This window comes from Streptomonospora alba, from assembly GCF_000826685.1.
GTDB classification, from domain to species: Bacteria; Actinomycetota; Actinomycetes; order Streptosporangiales; family Streptosporangiaceae; genus Streptomonospora; species Streptomonospora alba.
The window spans coordinates 174,847-190,979 of the sequence record NZ_JROO01000009.1 but is presented as its reverse complement, the minus strand read 5'-3'; the positions used below and the strand labels follow the sequence as shown (position 1 = coordinate 190,979).

The window sequence follows — 16,133 nt, the reverse complement described above, 5'->3', positions numbered from 1 at the left end:
GCCCGGCCCGGCCTGGTGGCTGAGGGGCCGCGAGGTCCGGGACGCCCCGGGAGGACGGACCGGGGCGTCCCGGACGCCCTACTCCGCCCGCAGGTTGTCCGGGCGGACGAGCCGGGCCAGCGCGGGCAGGCTGAGCAGCGTGACCCCGAGGACGACGGCGGCCGCCGCGCCGGCGGTCACCGCGATCGCGACCGGGTCGAACTCCACCGGATAGTCGAGCATGCGCAGCAGCAGCCCGCCCAGCACCGTCCCCATCGCGGCGGCGACCAGCAGCCCCGCCGCCAGCGGGATCGCCGACTGGTACAGCACCGAGGCCGCCAGCGTCCGCCCGCGCACACCCGATGCAGCGAGCAGCGCCAGGGCCTGTCTGCCCTCCCGTAGCTGCTCGACCGTGGAGATCAGCAGCCCCAGCCCGATGACGCCGAGCGAGGCGGCGACGAGGGCGGTGAGCAGTCCTCTGAGTGAGTCGATCACCTGCACGTTGCCCGGCATCGTGTTGGCCGTCACGGTGGCCGTGGGACCGAGCTCCCGCACCGCGGTGCGGACCTCTTCGACCGCACGCGGCGTGGCGGGGGCGACGTCGAACGAGGCCCGCACGACGGAACCGGGAAGTCCGGCCTCCGCGACCGCGCCCGGTGTGGCCAGCACGCCGACGACCGCGTTCGCCGGGTCCTGCCGGGCGGTCTCGGACAACGGGACCGCGCGGGTGGATCCGGGAAGCGTCCACGAGGCCGCCTCCCCGGTCCCGAGCACCCGCAGCCGGTCGCCCGGGGCGGCGGGGGCGGCAGGGGCGGCCCCGTCCTCGCCGACGAAGACGTCCCCGTCGGAGCACGTGCCGATGCGGGCGTACTGGCGCAGCGCATCGCAGCCGCCGACCCGCATCGCCAGGCTCCCGTCCGGGCCCTCCACCCGCTGGTACTCGACGACGGTTCGCACGTCCCGCACCTGCGGAACCGACCTCAGCCGCTCAGCGGTCCCTTCGGCGGCCGACGGGTCCTGCGCGTTGACGCGGGCGGTGTAGGGCGGCATGCCCGGGTTCATCGGCTCGGGGTTGTCGAAGCGCTCCGCGACGCCGGCGAAGAGGGACTGCAGCGCGATGACGCCCGCGACGGCCACGGCGACACCGGTCACGGCGCGTGTCTCGGCGGCACCGTCGGCGCGCAGCCGGCGCACCGCCAGCAGCCAGGCCACCCCGCCGCGGCGCGCCCGGGAGACGACGACCTGGAACAGCCACGGCGTCAGTGCTCCGGCACCCAGCAGCAGCAGGACGAGCCCTGCGGCCGCCTGCAGCGACTCGGACCCGCCGGCGAACTCGTCGCCGGCCGTCGCCATCGGGGCCAGCAGCGCGGCGCCGGCCGCGGTCAGCGCCGCTCGCCACCACAGTCTGCGGCGCGGCCGGGCGGCGCGGCGCGTCACCCCGAGCGGGTCCGTGGCCGCCCGGGCGGTGGAGACGAGGGTGACCCCGACCGCGAGGGCGACCACGCCGAAGCACACGACGACGGCGAGCACGGGGTGCGGCACGATGTCGGCGGCGAACACGTCGATGCCGCCGGGCCGCATCGGCGACACGACCTCACGCAGCGGCAGAAACAGGGCGACACCGGCGGCGATACCGGCCAGCGCGCCGATGACGGCCTCGCCGCAGGCGATGCGCCCGGCCGTCCACCGGTCCGCGCCGAGCAGCCGCAGCGCCGCGATCCGGCGGTCGCGCTTGTCGGAGCCGAAGCGCAGGGCCGCGGCGACGAACACACCCAGCGGCAGCAGCGCAACGCTCGCGCCCACCAGTACCAGCAACAGGATGGCGGGGCTGGGTTCGGACTCGCGACGCTCGGCGCCGAAGTCGTCGATCCGGGTGACCATCGACATCGCCGGGGAGAGCTCCGACTTGTCGGCGCCGGCGTAGTAGGCCGGCTCGTGGGGGCCCAGCAGTCCCTCAGGGTCGACGGTTCCGACGATCCGGTAGTCCAACCGCTCCCGCAGCAGCCGGTGCTCGGGGGATTCCAGCAGGCGCTTCAGCGCGGGCGAGACCACCATCTCACCGGGGCCGGGAACCTCGTCCACACCGGGCGGCGCGGGCGCCCGCGGCCCTTCGGGCACAAGAACCCGGCCGACGATGCCCCGCTCGAAATAGTCGCTGTCGGCGTAGCCGACGAGGAGGGTGTCCGCGGAGGGTTCGGGGATCGACTGCGTCTGATCGTAGGAGCGCGCCTCGTCGCGCTCGGCGCGGGCGTCCATGAGAGTGGGGGTCGAGGCCGCGCCGAGCAGGAGCGCGACCGCCGCCCCGACAGCCGTGGCGATCAGCGCGAGCCGCACCCAGGAGTCGCGGCCTCCCGACACCGACATCCGCACGCCCAGGGCGACCTCTCGGACCCAGCGCAGCGGCCCCGTCGGCCCGCGGCGCGCCGCCTGCCCGCTCATTCGGCGCCGCCCTGCACGAGGTCGCGCGTCCGGCCGTCGCGGACGGTGACCTCGCGGTCGGCGTAGGCGGCGACGCGGGCCTCGTGGGTGACCAGCACGACGGCGGTGCTGCTGCGGCGGGCCGCATCGACCAGAAGCCGCATGACCTTCTCCTCGTTCAGCGAGTCGACGGCGCCGGTGGGCTCGTCGGCGAACAGGATCGCGGGTTCGGTGATCAGCGCGCGGGCCAGGCCGATGCGTTGGTACTCGCCGCCGGAGACCTCGCCGGGGCGCTGGTGGGCGGTGCCGTCCACGCCCAGGCGCTCCAGCCACTCCTCGGCGCTGCGGTGGGCGGACTTGCGGCGGACACCGTTGAGCCGCAGCGGCAGTGCCGTGTTCTCCAGGCAGCTCAGCTCCGGCACGAGCCCGCCGGACTGGAACAGGAAGCCGAACTCCTCGCGGCGCAGTCCACTGCGCTGGCTCTCCGACAGGGCTGTGAGGTCGCGGCCCCGGTAGTGGATCCGTCCCCGGTCGGGGTGGAGCATGCCGCCCAGGCAGTGCAGCAGCGTGGTCTTGCCCGACCCGGAGGCGCCCATGACCGCCACCATCTCGCCGGGGTCGATGTCGAATGAGGCGTTGTGCAGCGCCGTAGTGGGCCCGAAGGACTTTGCCAGTCCGCGGGCGGCCAGCAGCTCCCCTTCCGGAGCCGCGCCGGCGGCGGTGTCGTGGGTGTTCACCGGTTCACCTCTTCGGCGAGCTCGTCCACCCGGGCGGCGGTCAGCTCCAGCCATCGCAGGTCGGCCTCCAGGTGGAAGAGGGCGTGGTCGCAGATGAGCTGTTCGGCGAGGTCGCCTTCGGTCTTGCGCCGGGTCAGCTCACGCATCGATTTCAGGTGGGCGCTGCGCTGCACCTCCAGCACGTCCGCCGCAGGGCGTCCGGCCAGCAGCGCCAGGACGACCTTGGTGTAGAGCGTGCTCTGCAGGTACTGCTGCGGCGCTTCGGGGGTGCCCAGCCAGGTGTTCAGGTCGGTGACACCGGAGTCGGTGATGGCATAGCGCTTGCGCTCGGGCCCGCCGCCGGTCTCGGTGCCGGCGACCTCGATCAGGCCCTTCTTGAGCAGCCGCGCCAGCGCGGCGTAGACCTGCCCGTAGTGCAGCGGCCGGTCGTGTGCGAAGTGTTCGTCGTAGACCTTCTTGAGGTCGTAGCCGTGTGCCGGGCCGTTCTCCAGCAGCCCGAGGACCGTGTGCGCGAAGGACATGACGGAGACTGTACACGACGTCTATACATCGTGTGTATAGTACGTGCGAGCCCTCCGCGGGCACCCTGCGAAAACCTCCTCCCCGCCGTCAGCGGCTGTCGGCCCGGCCCTCCAGCCGCTCCAACAGCGCCTCGGCGGCCCGGCGCCGGTTGTGACCGAAGTCGTACCTCCCCTTACCGGCGCGGACCGCTGTGGCGAGCCGCCGGCGCCGCTCGGGGCCGAGGCCGTCGGCGCCGCTCGGGGCCGAGGCCGTCGGCCATCTCCTCAGCGAGCACCAACGCGTGATACTGCTCGAAGGCGCTGCCGGCTTCCTCCACAAGTGGCAGCAGGGCGTCGAAGTCGTGTAGGCGCGGATCAGCCTGCATCATGCCCAGGGCCGTCACGCGCCGCTCTTCGTCGGAGGAGCGCAGCCACTCGCGCACCTGCTCCGGGTCGGACGCACCCGAGCGCCCCAAGTCGCGGGCGCGCGCAACGATCCGCTCCATGGCGGCCGTGCGGTCCGGGCCCGACGGCATCATTCGCCGGGTCGAGCGGTAATCCTCGGCGATCACGCCCGCGGCCTCCATCAGCGCACGCGCCTCGCCGCGCAGCCGCTCGCCGGCATCCGTGTCGCCGCGCAGTTCGGACTCCTCGGCCTGGCGGTACTTCTCGGCCGCCGCCGCGCGCATCCGGAGGTTGGCACCGCCGAACTCCAGGCTGTCGATGCGGTCGCCGAAGAAGGCCGCAACCAGGAGCACGCCGCCGAACACGATCAGCGCGGTCGCGCCTGTGCCGTTCTCCGTGGTGAACACCGCAGTGGCGCCGAGCGCGAACCCTGCGCATCCCAGGACGGCCAGGAGCGAGCGGACGGGGCGAGACAGCGCCGGAGGGTGGGATGAGGGGGGCACGAGCGGCTCCTCGTGGGGGGCGGGGCGGGGGCGCTCCATCATCCCACCCGGGGCTTCACGCGGCATCGCGTGCCTTGGCCGGGCTGATACAGCACGTGCTAGCCGCCGTCGATGACGACGGTTTCTCCGGTCACGGCGGCGCGAGGCTCGCCCCAGTGGTCTGGATGGCGCCGACGTAGCACAGCTTGACCGCTTCGTGCGGACCGACGTCGCCCGTGAAGCGGGCGCGACGCGTTCCCCGGCCGGGCGGGAGCCGACGAAGCGGTTCTCGAAGACGTCCAGCGTCCGGTCGGTCACCGTGTCCTTCGCGCGCCCCTGCACACCCCGGCTATCCGCACACCCGCGCCCCGCGGAGCGGCAGGGGCGGCGGCGGGCGCCGGTCGGCCGCCGGGCGGGAGGGCGCGCGGCGGTCAATCATCGGCGCCGGTGTCCTCGACGAGGCCCGCGTCGTGGGCCAGGAGGGCGATCTGGACGCGGTTGTTCAAATCGAGCTTGGCCAGGACCCGCGAGACGTGGGTTTTCACCGTGGGGACACTCAGGTGGAGCACGGCTGCGATCTCGGCGTTGGAGCGGCCTTCGCCGACCGCGACTGCGACGTCGCGTTCGCGCTCGTTGAGCGCGCTCAACCGCTCGTGCGCCCGCTCCCGCCGCCGGCGGCGGCCGTCGCCGCCGGTGGCCCGGGTGATCAGGCGGCGGATCACCGAGGGCGACAGCACCGGCGTCCCCTGCGCCACCCGCCGCACGGCCTCGACGATCTCGGCGGGCGGGGTGTCCTTGAGGACGAAGCCCGCCGCACCCCCTCCCAGGGCCCGCAGCACGTGCTCGTCGGCGTCGAAGGTGGTCAGCACGACCACCTCGGGCGCGTCCGGCCGGGTACGCAGCCGCTCGGTGGCGGTGAGCCCGTCCGTCGAGGGCATCCGGATGTCCATGAGGACCACGTCGGGGCTCCGGGTCGCCACCAGCTCCGGCACCTCGGCCCCGTCCCCGGCCTCGCCGACGACCTCCAGATCCGGTGCGCCGCCGAGCATCATCGCCAGCCCGGCGCGCAGCAGCGGGTCGTCGTCGACGATCAGCACGCGGATAGCCGGGGCAGCGGGAGCCGTCATGCCGCCAGCTTAGGCGGGTCCCGCACGGTTCGCTGAGCGGCGCCGCCCGGGGGCTCGGCACACGCATCCGCTCCGCCGACTGAACCTCTCCCCGAAATATGGTTTAAGCTTCAACTGTTTCCAGAGACATAGTCAAAACCAAAACAATCACGAGGGAGGGACGGTCATGGATGTGCGCCCGGCGGGGATCCACCACGTCACAGCGATCGCCAGCGACCCCCAGGCCAACGCCGACTTCTACCTGAAGGCGCTGGGCATGCGGCTGGTCAAGAAGACGGTGAACTTCGACGCGCCCGATACGTACCACCTGTACTACGGCGATCGCGCAGGCAACCCCGGCACGATCATGACGTTCTTCCCCTGGCCCAACGCGCCCAAGGGCCGCCTGGGCGCAGGCCAGGCCACCACCACGTCCTTCGCGGTGCCCGAGGGCTCGCTGGGCTGGTGGCAGGAGCACCTCGCCTCACTCGGCCTGGAGACCAGCCGGCCCGTCGAGCGGCTCGGCGAGGACGTGCTGAGCCTGCACGACCCCGACGGACTGGTCATCGAGCTGGTGGCAACCGCCGACTACCACGAGACCGAGCCCTGGGACGGCGGCGGGATCCCGCCCCAGCACGCCATCCGCGGCATCCGCGGCATCACCCTCACCGAGCACGAACTGGACAGCACGGCGAGCATGCTCAGCGGCAAACTCGGCTTCGGGCTCGCCGCCGAACTGGGCGACCGCTACCGCTTCCACACCGACGACGCGGGCGCGGGCGTGGGCACCGTCGTCGACGTGATCGCCGATCGCAGGGCCCGCACCGGCCTGGTGGCGGCGGGCACCGTGCACCACGTCGCCTACCGCGCCCCCGACCAGCCCACCCAGGTCGAGTGGCAGCAGAGCCTGGCCGGCGACGGCGTCGGCGTCACCGAGATCCGCGACCGGTCCTACTTCACCTCGATCTACTTCCGCGAGCCCGGCGGAGTTCTGCTGGAGATCGCCACCGACGGCCCCGGATTCGACTACGACGAGCCGCTGCTGCAGCTGGGCCGCAAGCTCAGGCTGCCGCCGTGGCTGGAGCCCCAGCGCGCGGAGATCGAGCGGCACCTGCCGGAGCTGGTCGTCGACGAGCACGGCACCGCCCCGCGGTCCGCCGCCACCGCGACCACCGAGGAGGCCGACCAGTGACCACCACCGAGGACTTCCACCACGTCTACGTGCCCGCCGAGAAGCCGGGGCGCCCGACGCTGCTCCTGCTGCACGGCACCGGGGCCGACGAGCACGACCTCCTCGCCCTGGGACGGGCGCTGGCGCCGGAGGCGGCGCTGCTGTCGCCCCGCGGCAAGGTCAGCGAACGCGGCGCCAACCGGTGGTTCCGCCGCCTGCGCGAGGGCGTCTTCGACGTCGACGACGTCGTCGCACGCTCCGGAGAGCTGGCGGGGTTCATCGCCGCCGCCGTCGACGAGTACGGAATCGACCCGCGCAGCCTGATCGCCGTGGGATTCTCCAACGGCGCCAACATCGGTGCGGCCACCCTGCTGCTGCACCCCGGGACGCTGGCGGGCGCCGCGCTGTTCGCCGTGGCCGCGCCCCTGCAGGACCGCGAGCCCGAGAAGGTCGATCTGTCGGGCAAGCCGGTGTTCCTGGGCACCGGGCGCACCGACCCCATCACCACCGCCGACGACGCGCGGCTGCTCAGCCGCCAGCTGCGTGAACGCGGTGCCGAGGTCACGCTGCACGAGCACTCCGGAGGCCACGAACTGCCGCCGGCGGTGCTGGCCGCCGCGCACGGCTGGCTGGTCGGCAGCGGACTGGCCGCTTCGCCCGCTCAGCGGGGACAGGACGCCTCCTCGGCCAGGGCCGAAGGCGGGTCCGTGTGAGGGCAGGTGTGAGTACGATGGCGCCCATGGCCGCTGGAGACGAGGACGTTCGCTGGCTCGACGCCGAGGAGCAGGCGATGTGGCGCCACCTGCTTACCGCCGAATCCCGCATCGAGGAGGAGCTGGACCGCGACCTGCAGACCCGCAACGGGATCGGCCTCGTCGAGTTCGGCATCCTCGTGGCGCTGTCCGAGGCGCCCGGCATGCGGATGCGCATGCGGATGCTGGCCGACAGCGTCATCGTCTCCAAGAGCCGCCTGTCGCACCAGATCACGCGGCTGGAGCGTTCCGGCTACGTGCGGCGGGAGCCCTGCGAGGAGGACCGCCGCGGCTTCTGGGCGATCCTCACCGACGATGGACTCGTGGTGCTGCGTGAGGCGGCCAAGGGCCATGTCGCCCGTGTGCGCGAGCGCGTGTTCGACCGGCTCACCCGCGAACAGGTGCGTCAACTGGCCGGGATCATGCGCACACTCGAACCCGACGAGGCCCCGGCGGGCCCGGCCGGACACTGAGGCGGGGCCCGTCCCGGGCGCCCGACCCGGCCCCGCAGTCGGCCGCACGCCGCCCCGCGCGGGGCGGCGCCGACCGTGCCCCATCCGTGCCTCCGCCAGGCCGTGCCTGCGCCCCGGCGGAGGCACGGAGGACACGCAGGACGGCCGGGCGCGCCGGTGCCGCCGGTTCAGGGGCGGCGGCCGAGGAAGGCCAGCAGGCGGTCCTGCTCCGACGCGGATTCGGGGACGCCGACCTCGGGCCCGCAGACTCCGTCCATACGCAGACTGTCGCCCAACGTGCGCGCCATCTCCCACAGGCGGGGCAGCTCGTCGGCGGGCAGCGTCTCGTCCTGCCCGGTCGCCCGGGCGAGGTCCCACGAGTGCACGACCAGGTCGAAGCCGAGGAAGTCGTCGACGGTGCCGGCGACGCTGAGGCGCCCGAAGTAGCCGTCGTACTCCTTGGCCGCCTGCTCGGGATCGTCCAGTACCTCCTCCATCGCCGCGCGCGCCTCGTGCCAGGCCGCCACCGGGTCCTCGTCGACCGACTGCGAAGGCTCGATGTCGATGCCGACCTGGGCCGGCATGTGCGTGTGATTGCGGATCATGTGGCTCAGCAGGTCGCGAGCGCTCCACTCCGCACACGGGGTGGGCGCCTCCCACTCCCCTGCGGGAACGCCTTCGACCCGCCGCGTGAATTCAGCGGCCAATTTGCGATAGCGCTCGGCGACCTTCGCGGTGTCCGGATTCCGTGTCTCCATGCCGCCGAGTCTTTCGGACGACGCTGCGCGCGGTCGTGTACGAATCGGACGCGCCCGCCGGGTCGACGCCGGCGCCCAGCGCCCCGGGCGGCCGGGCGCCGCCGCGCCGCCCAGGGCGGCCGATGAGCTCGTGCGGTCCGGCGCCGCCGAGGTCGCGGCACTCGCGGTACAGGTGCGACTGGTCGGTGAACCCGGCGGTGTATGCGAGGCCCGCGAGGCCGGTCGGCGCGGCCGGGTGGCGGGCCAGGCGCAGGAACCTCTGAAGGCGCAGAATGCGGCGCAGCACCGAGGGCCCGTAGCCGAACGCGGACGTGCAGCGGCGGTGCAGCTGACGCTCGCTCAACCCGGTCTCGGCGGCGAGGAGGGCGACGGGCGCCGCGGGATCGGCGGTGAGCATGCCGAGGACCGCCGTGATCACCGGGTCGGCGGGCGGGGCGCCGTGCTGCCTGCGCCGCACCAGGTCCTCCAGGACGGCCACGCGCTCGGCGTCGCCGCGGGCCTCGTCGAGGCGTTCGAGTAGCCTGCGCTGCTCGGCCGAGCCCAGCACGTCCTCGACGGGTATCCGCCGCTCGCGGGCGTCGGCGGTGTCCATCCCCAGGACCGGGCCGACGCGCCCCGGCCGGAACCGGATACCCGCGGCCGCGGTGCCGGGAGGCAGGGTGAACGTCCAGCCGGTGGTCTCGGGGCCGCACACCACGAGCCGGCCGCCGTCGATCCACAGCAGGTCGACGCAGCCGTCGGGCACCAACCGGTGGCGGCCGCCGATGCGCGCGGACCAGTGCAGCAGCAGGTCGCCGGCCAGGTCGCCGCCGACGGTGGCGGGTGTGTACCGGGTCATGGCATCCGTTCCCTTGCCTGGTCCGCGGAAGCGCCCGAGGCGCCCGGGCGGGGCCGCGGCGCACGGCCGGGCGCCGCCCGCCGGGTCCCCGGTGCGGGAGGTCCGTCGACGCGTTGCGGGGCCGACCGACGTGTGTGGAGCCGGTGTTCGGGCGGGTCCGCCCGCGAGCGTGACCCCGGGGGCGCCCCCTGACAACCACTCTAGGCTGCGCGGACCCGTCGGCGCTGGCCCCGTCCACAGGGCGGGCGGCGTCTTGAGGGCGGGCGCGCGCCTGCTCTTCGCAGCGGCCGATGCGTGCGCGCAGCCCGGATCGCCCGGGCCGGATGCGCGCGCCGCGGGCGGGTGTCCGAGACTGTTCCGGTGACGGCAGCCGAGCCGAACCAGGGAGAGCCGAGCGCCGATGCCCGAACACGACTCCACCGACCGAACCGCGCGCGCCGACGCCCCTGGCGCCGAGCCGCACCTGCTGGCCATCAGCGACCTGCACGTGTCCCACAGCGGCAACCGCGAGGTGCTGGAAGGGCTGCGCCCCTACACCGCCGATGACTGGCTGATCGTGGCCGGCGACGTCGGCGAACTGCCTTCCGACGTCGAATGGGCGCTGGGCATGCTGCGGGAGCGCTTCGCCGAGGTGGTGTGGGTGCCCGGCAACCATGAGCTGTGGACCACCCCGCGCGACCCCCGCCAACTGCGCGGCGTCCAGCGCTACGAGCAACTCGTCGACATCTGCCGGAACCTGGGCGTACACACCCCCGAGGACCCCTACCCCGTGTGGCGGGGAGCCGGCGGCCCGGTCACCGTGGTGCCCCTGTTCACCCTCTACGACTACACCTTCCATCCGCCCGGCACCTCCACCAAGGAGGAAGGGCTCGCCTATGCCCGCGGCACCGGCGTCGTGTGCACCGACGAGTTCATGCTGCACCCCGACCCCTACCCCAGTTGCGACGAGTGGTGCCGGGCGCGCCTGGAGTACAGCCGGCGCCGCCTCTCGGAAATCAGCGGCCCGACCGTGCTGGTCAACCACTATCCCCTGGTGCGCGAGCCCACCGACGTCCTCTACTACCCCGAGTTCGCCCAGTGGTGCGGCAGCGTGCACACAGCGGACTGGCACACGAAGTACGACGCCGCCGCGGTGGTCTACGGCCACCTGCACATTCCGCGGGTCACCCACCACGACGGGGTCCGGTTCCAAGAGGTCTCGGTGGGCTACCCGCGGGAGTGGCGGAGCCGCCCCGTCCCCGACAACCGCCTCTACCAGGTGCTGCCCGCGCCGACCCAGGCCTGAGGACCGCCGGGGCGCCGGTCGGCCGCGCTCCTGGACACCGGGCTGTGGAGGGCGACTGGACAGGTGTTCGAACGTGTGTTCGTATAGCGGGTATGCGTTGGGAATCCCTGCGTGACCAGCACGACGATCTCGCGTTGTTCGATCGCGCGGCCGTCGCACCCGAGCCCTCCGGCCAGGAGCGCGGCACGGGGCGGGCCGGGCTGGGCGATCCCGGCCCGGGCCCGGTCCTCGGAGGTGACGGAGGCGACGCCGTGGCCGTCGAGATCCGCGCGCGCTCGATCATCAACCGCGTCCCCGGCGAGGCCTCGGTCCCGTTCCGCTGGACCGTCAATCCCTACCGGGGATGCAGTCATGCATGCGTGTACTGCCTGTCGGGCGAGACCCCGATCCTCATGGCGGACGGTCGGACCACACCACTGGCGGAGCTCCGGGTCGGCGACCGGATCTACGGAACGCGGCGCGCGGGCTCCTACCGGCGTTGCACGCCGACGACGGTGCAGGCGCATTGGCAGACGGTGAAGCGTGCCTACCGCATCACGTTGGCGGACGGCACGACGCTCGTCGCCAGCGGCGACCACCGGTTCCTCACACGCCGCGGCTGGAAACACGTCACCGGCGGCATGTCCGGTCACAGGCGCCGCCCGCACCTCACCGAAGGCATGGGCCTGCTGGGGACCGGCCACTACGCGAGTCCCCCGGAGGTCACCGCCTCCTACAAGCAGGGTTATCTCCGCGGGATCATTCGCGGTGACGCGCATCTCGGCGAATCCGGCCCTCCCCGAGCGGGTCACTCGGCCGACGGCGCCCGCGCGTTCCGGTTCCGCCTGGCACCGGCCGACGACGAGGCCCTGGCTCGCGCCGCGGACTTCCTCGCCGACCTCGGCGTGAGCACGGACGGATTCGACTTCGCCGCCGCGGCGGCCGACCGGCGACCGATGCCGGCGATACGGAGCTCCCAGCGCGCCTCGTCCGAGCGCATCTCCGAGATCGTGGAGTGGCCGACAGCGCCGTGCGACGAATGGCGCAAGGGGTTCCTCGCCGGGGTATTCGATGCGGAAGGGGAGTGTTCCCCGGGCGTCCTTCGCATCTCCGGCTCCGACAGTGAGATCGCGACCGCGGTCCGCCTGTGCCTGAAGCGCTTCGACTTCGACCACACGCTCGATGTCCCTGCCGCGGCGCCGGACATGCGCGTGGTACGGCTGACCGGAGGGCTGCGGGAGCGGCTGCGCTTCTTCCACACCACGGACCCCGCCGTCAGTCGGAAGCGCCGGGTGGACGATGCCGCGCTCACGTCGGACGCCCAGCTCGACGTCGTGTCGATCGAGGACACCGGCGAGGAGCGCACCCTGTACGACATCACGACCGGTACCGGCGATTTCCTCGCGAACGGGGTGGTGAGCCACAACTGCTTCGCCCGGCGTACGCACGAGTACCTCGATCTCGACTCCGGCCACGACTTCGATTCCAAGATCATGGTCAAGGTCAACGCCGGCGAGCTGCTGCGCCGCGAGCTGGCCAATCCGCGGTGGTCGGGCGAGCCGATCGCCATGGGCACCAACACCGATCCCTACCAGCGGCCCGAGGGCCGCTACCGGCTGATGCCGCAGATCATCGCTGCCCTGCGCGACTTCGCCAACCCGTTCTCCGTCCTCACCAAGGGCCGGCTGATCCTGCGCGACCTCGACCTCCTCGAACAGGCGGCCCGAGTCACCGACGTCGGGCTGGCGGTCTCGGTCGGCTCCCTCGACGAGACGGTGTGGCGCTCGGCCGAGCCCGGTACTCCGCGCCCGGACGCCCGCCTGGACATCGTCCGGCGCAGCGCCGACCGCGGGTTGAGCTGTTCGGTGCTTATGGCGCCGATCCTGCCGGGCCTGACCGACTCCGCCGAGCAGATCGAGGCGACGGTCGCCGCGATCGCCGAGTCCGGTGCCGCGAGCCTCACCCCGATCGTGCTGCACCTGCGCCCCGGCGCGCGGGAGTGGTATCTGCAGTGGCTGGCCCGCGAGTATCCGCACCTGGTGCCGAAGTACCGCGAGCTCTACGGCCGCGGGGCCTACGCGCCCAGGGATTACCGCGATCTGATCGGAGCGCGGGTCCGCGACGCCGCCCGCCGCCACGGCCTCGTGCACCCGGGCGGCGGCGACAGGCCGCGCCACCGCCCCGACCCCGCCGAGGCTCCGGCGGCGGGAGGGAGCGCCCAGGGCGGCGAGCAACTGCCGCTCATCGACATGTGACAGGGGCGGCCGCAGGGGCGCACCGATCCGGTGCACACCTTGTGCACACTCCACGTTCCCTCGGCACCCTGCATTCGGAACAGGACCCAGGTTTACCTGCGACGATGTCCGATTCAGGCCATCGCCGTACGCGTGATTCGGCGAACCCCTCTCCCCGATCGGCCGTCACACCGAGTGATATGAGAGCCGCCCGAACGGGGGATTCGCGAAGGGGGAACCATGTCCGTGTCCACACCTGCGTCCCGTACCGCCCGCCGACTGCGCGCCGCCGTCGTGGCGGGCGCCGCGCTGCCCGCGCTCGCGGCCGGCGCGCCGCTCGCCGCCGCGGACACCGCCGAGGCGGTGCCGACCTGCGGATCCCACCACTTCAAACTCATCGAGAACGGCCGCCACGGCGCTGCGGGCACCGTCTACTTCGAGATGGCGCTGGACCGCATCCACGACGGCGACGGCGCGTGCCTGATGCCGAGCACAGTAGACGTGCGCTGGGTCGACATCGACGGCGAGCAGATCGGCTCCTGGGCGGTCCAGCGCGGCGAGCCGGGCGAGCCGTTCGTCCTCGACGAGGGCGACGTCGCCGAGTTCACCCTCGGCCACGCCCGTGCCGGGAACCACGCCCCCGAGGAGTGCGAGCCCACCGAGATCTACGGCCTGGACTTCTTCGTCGGCGCGGACGAAAAGGGGGCTCGGGCGGGAATGGGCCCGGGCATCGACGTCTGCGCCAACACCGGAATCGAGGACACCGGCGTCTCGCCGGTGACGCCCAGCCCCTACAGCTGAGGCCGCGCGCCCGGCGCTCCGGGTGGGCAAGGGTGGGGACGGCAGCGTGCGGAGCGCTCCGACGCTCGCTGCCGTCGCATCCGGCGCCGGCCTGCCCGCCGCCGTGGGGCCGGTCGACGGCCCGCGACCGCCCTATGTCCGGAAGCGGCCGCCCTGCACCCCGGCCGCACCCTCCCCGAACGCCCGGCGGCGCATCGATGCCGCCACCGGAGCCGTTGCCGGTCCGCCCCGAATATGGTTCACTCATCCGTGAATACATAATCCCCTGTATCCATTGAGGGCGGCCCCCATGGCCTGGATCGCACTGGCGTACTTCACCGCTCTGTTCGTCGTCGCCTTCGGGGTGCAGTCGTGGCGGCACCGCCGCCGGACGGGCGACGCCGGACTGCGCATGGGTGCTCCGCCGGGCAGCGTCCAGTGGTGGGGGAAACTCGCCTTCGCCGCCGCGCTCCTGGCAGGGTTCACCGCGCCGGTCGCCGCCCTGCTGGGCGTGCCCGCCCTGTTCGACTCCGGCCTCGCGACCGGCGCCGGGATCGCGGTCCTCACCCTCGCCCTGGTCGCGGTCCCCGTGGCCCAGGGCTCGATGCGCTCGTCGTGGCGCGTGGGCGTCGACAGCGGCGAACACACCGACCTCGTGACCGCCGGCCCGTTCCGCCTTGTGCGCAACCCGATCTTCAGCATCGTCGCGGCGGTCTTCGCCGGCATGCTGCTGCTGGTCCCCAATGCGGTCTCGGCGATCGGGCTCGTTCTCGCGGTCGCAGCCGTGCAGATCCAAGTCCGCCTGGTCGAGGAACCGCACCTGCTGCGCGTCCACGGCGACGCCTACCGCGACTACGCCGCCCGGACCGGCCGCTTCGTGCCGCTCGTGGGACGCCTGCGTTCGTGAACGCCCGCTGCTCCGGCCTTGCGCGCCGGACCGACCCGCAGGTCACGCGATCCGCCGACCCGTTCATGCGGGGCGGCCGCGCAGGCGGAACCGGCAGGATTAGCATCGTCGTGTGGCCCCATCGCGCCCCGATCCCGATCCCGATCCCGATCCCGATCCCGAACCGCGGCCCCTTTCACCGGCGCCGGCGGGCGACGGCGGCCGGGCCGACGCCGGCACCATGGACACAGCCGCCGCGCACGCGGCCCGCGGCGACGGCGGCGAAGCCGCGCCCGAGCCCTCCGCCCCGCTGTCGGACTCGGCCAAGGCGGCGCTGTTCCACGAACAGCGTCCCCGGATGCTGGGGCTGGCCTATCGGATGCTCGGGTCCGCGGCCGAGGCCGAGGACGCCGTACAGGACGCGTTCCTGCGCTGGAACGCGGCCGACGCCTCCGCCGTTCGGGTACCCGCGGCCTGGCTGACCAAGGTCGTCACCAACCTCTGCCTGAACCGGCTCACATCGGCGCGGGCGACCCGGGAAAGCTACATCGGCCCCTGGCTCCCCGAGCCCGTGCTGATCGACGACGGCGCGCTCGGCCCCATGGAGACCGCGGAGCAGCGCGACTCGGTGTCGGTGGGCGTGCTGGTCATGCTCGAACGCCTCACGCCGCCCGAGCGCGCCGTCTTCGTGCTGCGGGAGGCCTTCGGCCACACGCACCGCGAGATCGCCGAACTGCTCGACGTCGAGGAAGACCATTCGCGGCAGCTGCTGCGGCGTGCGCGCGAGCACGTCGGCGCGCCCCAGCGCCGCTTCGCCGCCGACACCGCACAGCAGCGCCGGATCGTCGAGCGGTTCGTCGCCGCGGCCGTGGAGGGCGACGTGGGTTCGCTGGAGCGGATGCTCGCCGAGGACGTCGTCGCCTGGACCGACGGCGGCGGCACGGTCCGTGCGGCGCCCCGCCCGATCACCGGGCGCGCGAAGGTGGCGCGTTTCGCGTCCGTCGTGGGCATACGCCCCGAAGCGGCCGGGCTTGAGGCCGAGGTCAGGGCGGTCAACGGCGAGACCGCGGCGATACTCCGGGTCGGCGGCGAACTCTCCGGCGTCATGTGGCTGGAAACCGCTCCCGACGGGAGGATCACGGCGGTACGCGTCGTGCTGCCTCCCGGCAAGCTGGCGTTCCTCGCGGGGCAGGCGGACCCGGAAGGCGGGGAGGGCGAGACGGAGCCGGCGGGCTGAGCGGACATCCGGCCCGGATCGTGTGACGCAGGCCACCGCTCCGGCTGTCACGGTGGGCGCGCGGCGCCGGTTCAACTTTCGCGGACCACAGCAGGAACGCGGAAGGAAGAGACCATGACACGCCACCGCATCGT

Annotated in this window: 15 protein-coding genes; 8 read left to right on the top strand and 7 right to left on the bottom strand. The window is 73.3% G+C overall.

Annotated features, from left to right (window positions below; all coding sequences use genetic code 11):
- Positions 1-78: 78 nt before the first annotated feature.
- From LP52_RS05875 to LP52_RS05855, 5 genes are all read right to left on the bottom strand, one after another.
- Positions 79-2,418, bottom strand: a complete 2,340-nt coding sequence (locus LP52_RS05875; protein ID WP_052809487.1) for an ABC transporter permease — start codon at positions 2,416-2,418, stop codon at positions 79-81.
- On the bottom strand, positions 2,415-3,134 hold the full coding sequence (locus LP52_RS05870; RefSeq protein WP_040271379.1) for an ABC transporter ATP-binding protein: 720 nt from the start codon (positions 3,132-3,134) through the stop codon (positions 2,415-2,417). Before LP52_RS05870 ends, LP52_RS05875 begins: the two co-directional genes overlap by 4 nt.
- The gene (locus tag LP52_RS05865) at positions 3,131-3,655 is read right to left on the bottom strand and encodes a PadR family transcriptional regulator (RefSeq protein ID WP_040271378.1); all 525 of its coding nucleotides are present in this window, start codon (positions 3,653-3,655) and stop codon (positions 3,131-3,133) included. Before LP52_RS05865 ends, LP52_RS05870 begins: the two co-directional genes overlap by 4 nt.
- A gap of 173 nt (positions 3,656-3,828) precedes the next feature.
- On the bottom strand, positions 3,829-4,542 hold the full coding sequence (locus LP52_RS05860; protein ID WP_157036222.1) for a hypothetical protein: 714 nt from the start codon (positions 4,540-4,542) through the stop codon (positions 3,829-3,831).
- Between the two features lie 410 nt (positions 4,543-4,952).
- Entirely contained in the window at positions 4,953-5,648 is a 696-nt protein-coding gene (locus LP52_RS05855; protein WP_040271376.1) for a response regulator transcription factor, read from the bottom strand.
- Positions 5,649-5,814: 166 nt separating this feature from the next.
- Here LP52_RS05855 and LP52_RS05850 point away from each other — a divergent pair, with 166 nt between their 5' ends.
- The 3 genes from LP52_RS05850 to LP52_RS05840 are packed head-to-tail and all read left to right on the top strand — an operon-like array spanning position 5,815 to position 8,023.
- Positions 5,815-6,819, top strand: coding sequence for a ring-cleaving dioxygenase (locus tag LP52_RS05850; protein ID WP_052809486.1), 1,005 nt, complete (start codon positions 5,815-5,817; stop codon positions 6,817-6,819).
- On the top strand, positions 6,816-7,511 hold the full coding sequence (locus tag LP52_RS05845) for an alpha/beta hydrolase (RefSeq protein ID WP_084722936.1): 696 nt from the start codon (positions 6,816-6,818) through the stop codon (positions 7,509-7,511). Before LP52_RS05850 ends, LP52_RS05845 begins: the two co-directional genes overlap by 4 nt.
- A gap of 26 nt (positions 7,512-7,537) precedes the next feature.
- Positions 7,538-8,023 carry a MarR family winged helix-turn-helix transcriptional regulator gene (locus tag LP52_RS05840; protein WP_040271529.1) on the top strand — a complete coding sequence of 162 codons (486 nt, stop codon included), beginning with the start codon at positions 7,538-7,540 and terminating at the stop codon, positions 8,021-8,023.
- A 167-nt stretch (positions 8,024-8,190) separates the two neighbouring features.
- On the opposite strand, the gene LP52_RS05835 is transcribed toward LP52_RS05840, so the two are convergent.
- Entirely contained in the window at positions 8,191-8,760 is a 570-nt protein-coding gene (locus LP52_RS05835) for a TIGR03086 family metal-binding protein (RefSeq protein WP_040271375.1), read from the bottom strand.
- On the bottom strand, positions 8,699-9,598 hold the full coding sequence (locus tag LP52_RS05830) for a helix-turn-helix domain-containing protein (protein WP_084722935.1): 900 nt from the start codon (positions 9,596-9,598) through the stop codon (positions 8,699-8,701). Before LP52_RS05830 ends, LP52_RS05835 begins: the two co-directional genes overlap by 62 nt.
- A gap of 400 nt (positions 9,599-9,998) precedes the next feature.
- On the opposite strand from LP52_RS05830, the gene LP52_RS05825 reads away from it, so the two are divergent.
- The 5 genes from LP52_RS05825 to sigJ all read left to right on the top strand — a co-directional run bounded on the left by LP52_RS05825 (position 9,999) and on the right by sigJ (position 15,999).
- Positions 9,999-10,883 carry a metallophosphoesterase family protein gene (locus tag LP52_RS05825; protein WP_084722934.1) on the top strand — a complete coding sequence of 295 codons (885 nt, stop codon included), beginning with the start codon at positions 9,999-10,001 and terminating at the stop codon, positions 10,881-10,883.
- Between the two features lie 92 nt (positions 10,884-10,975).
- The gene (locus tag LP52_RS05820; protein ID WP_052809485.1) at positions 10,976-13,117 is read left to right on the top strand and encodes an intein-containing Rv2578c family radical SAM protein; all 2,142 of its coding nucleotides are present in this window, start codon (positions 10,976-10,978) and stop codon (positions 13,115-13,117) included.
- Between the two features lie 219 nt (positions 13,118-13,336).
- The gene (locus tag LP52_RS05815; RefSeq protein ID WP_052809484.1) at positions 13,337-13,897 is read left to right on the top strand and encodes a DUF4232 domain-containing protein; all 561 of its coding nucleotides are present in this window, start codon (positions 13,337-13,339) and stop codon (positions 13,895-13,897) included.
- A gap of 289 nt (positions 13,898-14,186) precedes the next feature.
- Complete coding sequence (locus LP52_RS05810; protein WP_040271374.1) at positions 14,187-14,783, top strand: methyltransferase family protein; 597 nt, start codon at positions 14,187-14,189, stop codon at positions 14,781-14,783.
- A 112-nt stretch (positions 14,784-14,895) separates the two neighbouring features.
- On the top strand, positions 14,896-15,999 hold the full coding sequence (sigJ, locus tag LP52_RS05805; protein ID WP_238580746.1) for an RNA polymerase sigma factor SigJ: 1,104 nt from the start codon (positions 14,896-14,898) through the stop codon (positions 15,997-15,999).
- Positions 16,000-16,133: the final 134 nt, after the last annotated feature.

Excerpts from the sequence above, each read along its gene's own strand:
- LP52_RS05810 (WP_040271374.1), top strand. The coding sequence starts at position 14,187 with ATGGCCTGGATCGCACTGGCGTACTTCACCGCTCTGTTCGTCGTCGCC.
- LP52_RS05840 (WP_040271529.1), top strand. The coding sequence starts at position 7,538 with ATGGCCGCTGGAGACGAGGACGTTCGCTGGCTCGACGCCGAGGAGCAG.
- LP52_RS05855 (WP_040271376.1), bottom strand. The coding sequence starts at position 5,648 with ATGACGGCTCCCGCTGCCCCGGCTATCCGCGTGCTGATCGTCGACGAC.
- LP52_RS05820 (WP_052809485.1), top strand. The coding sequence starts at position 10,976 with ATGCGTTGGGAATCCCTGCGTGACCAGCACGACGATCTCGCGTTGTTC.
- LP52_RS05815 (WP_052809484.1), top strand. The coding sequence starts at position 13,337 with ATGTCCGTGTCCACACCTGCGTCCCGTACCGCCCGCCGACTGCGCGCC.
- LP52_RS05835 (WP_040271375.1), bottom strand. The coding sequence starts at position 8,760 with ATGGAGACACGGAATCCGGACACCGCGAAGGTCGCCGAGCGCTATCGC.
- LP52_RS05850 (WP_052809486.1), top strand. The coding sequence starts at position 5,815 with ATGGATGTGCGCCCGGCGGGGATCCACCACGTCACAGCGATCGCCAGC.
- LP52_RS05825 (WP_084722934.1), top strand. The coding sequence starts at position 9,999 with ATGCCCGAACACGACTCCACCGACCGAACCGCGCGCGCCGACGCCCCT.
- LP52_RS05875 (WP_052809487.1), bottom strand. The coding sequence starts at position 2,418 with ATGAGCGGGCAGGCGGCGCGCCGCGGGCCGACGGGGCCGCTGCGCTGG.
- LP52_RS05865 (WP_040271378.1), bottom strand. The coding sequence starts at position 3,655 with ATGTCCTTCGCGCACACGGTCCTCGGGCTGCTGGAGAACGGCCCGGCA.
- LP52_RS05830 (WP_084722935.1), bottom strand. The coding sequence starts at position 9,598 with ATGACCCGGTACACACCCGCCACCGTCGGCGGCGACCTGGCCGGCGAC.